This is a genomic window from Moorena sp. SIO3I6, from assembly GCF_010672095.1.
Genome location: NZ_JAAHHU010000928.1, coordinates 1 through 1,939, shown reverse-complemented (window position 1 = coordinate 1,939; position 1,939 = coordinate 1). Strand labels below are relative to the sequence as shown.

The window sequence follows — 1,939 nt, the reverse complement described above, 5'->3', positions numbered from 1 at the left end:
AGAGGTTAGTGGAAGTGCTATTGGGTTCAGTAGCGGCTTGTTTAGTAGCGTTATCCCAAACGCTACAGGGAATGGGGGGACGTTGACCATTGATACCCAACGGCTGACAGTGAGGGATGGAGCACAGATAAGTAGTGCTACCTTTGGTCAAGGCAATGGCGGTACCCTAACGGTAAGGGCTACTGATGTAGAGCTGATGGGGATTTCAGCGGATGGTGATGCTACTAGCGGCTTGTTTAGCAGTGTTCAACCAACAGCTACAGGGGATGGGGGACCTTTGACCGTTGATACCCAAAAGCTTAGGATCTCCGATGGGGCGGAGGTACGGAGTGCTACCTTTGGCAACGGAGATGCTGGTAATCTCGAGATTAAGGCTACTGAGAGCATTACCCTCTCTGGGGTTAGTCCCGTCGGTGGTCGCAGAGGTGGTCAATCCAGTCGCATCTCTGCCAACACCGAATCTATGGCTACAGGGAGTGGTGGGGATATTACGATTAATACCCCTACTACACGCCTAGATAATGGGGCAGTTATTAGCGCTAGAAGCCGTAGTAACTTTCCTGGTGGTGAAATTACTGTGAATGGAGACACTCTATCATTAACCGATGGAGCTCAAATTCTCACCTCTGGCTCCAGTGGCGGTGATGCTGGCAGTATTACCATCAATGCAACTGATACAATCACCCTCTCTGGCATTGACCCTACCTACAATGACCGATTAGCAATATTGGGAGCAGACAGAGTTGACCCAGATGGGGAAGAGAGTGCGATCGCATCGAGAGCAATAGGAGATGGGCAAGCGGGTTCGATTAACCTCAATACCAAGACATTTATCCTTCGCGATCAAGCCCTAGCAACGGTCAGTAGTACTGGTACCGGTGTTGCTGGCACCTTGGAAGTAAATGCCAATTCCATCCAACTCGATAATGGTTCCCTCAATGCCGAAACTACTGCTGGAGACGAAGGAAATATTACCCTGTCTGATGCCCAGCTTGTAGTCTTACGCAACAACAGTACCATCACTACCAACGCCCGTGAGAGTGCCACTGGTGGGAATATCACCATCACTACCGACTTTTTGGTAGCCCTAGAGAATAGTGATATTACTGCCAATGCCATATTGGGACGCGGGGGAAATATTACTATTACTGCCATTGGAATTTTTAGCGATCGCACTAGTGAGATTACCGCTTCTTCTCAACTTGGTATTGATGGTACCGTCAACCTCAATACCCTAGATGTCAACCCTTTCCAAGCCCTAGCCAAGCTTCCCGCAGATGTGGTAGATACCAGCAATCAAATTGTGACTAGTTGTGCAGCCGTAGATGGGAATAGTTTTGTGGTCACTGGAGGAGGAGGACTCCCGGCTGACCCAACTGGGGTGTTGCGGGGTCAGGTGGTGGTACCCGATTTACGGTTAATGGTTGATGAAGGCAATACACAACCAGTCAAGAGCAGGAAAACCCGGAGTTCCCTCAGAAGAAGACTACAGTATCACCACGACCGTGATCAAACAGCCATTACGAATCAGAAATTACCGATCATTGAAGCCCAAGGGTGGATCATTAATGACCAGGGAATTGTCGAGTTGGTGGCCTATCCTACCCAAATTAGCCATGGGAGTTGGATTAATCATCACAGCTGTTTTTAAGTAGTGTTACAAAATTAAAACTGAATCCACACAAATTTACCCTAAGTCTAGGATAATTTCAACTAGTTTTGAGGTGCGACCCTAGGCCGGGTTCCCCGGCCTAGGGCGTGTTTTCAAAGTTTTCCGCAAGATTATGATCCCCCCCAGCCCCCCTTAAAAAAGCTATCCATTAGGCAAAAGTAGTCGAAACAGTGATAGAGACTAGGATTTAGGCAAGGATTGGGAGAGGAGTGGTGAGAGCCATTATTAAACTAACAGGGATTTCCCAAGACTGCGGTCGCAAAATCA

At 48.3% G+C, this 1,939-nt stretch carries 1 pseudogene; it reads left to right on the top strand.

The window, feature by feature from the left end:
• Window positions 1-1,651: pseudogene (locus F6K49_RS44570) on the top strand (hypothetical protein); the annotation flags it as partial.
• Window positions 1,652-1,939 lie beyond the last annotated feature (288 nt).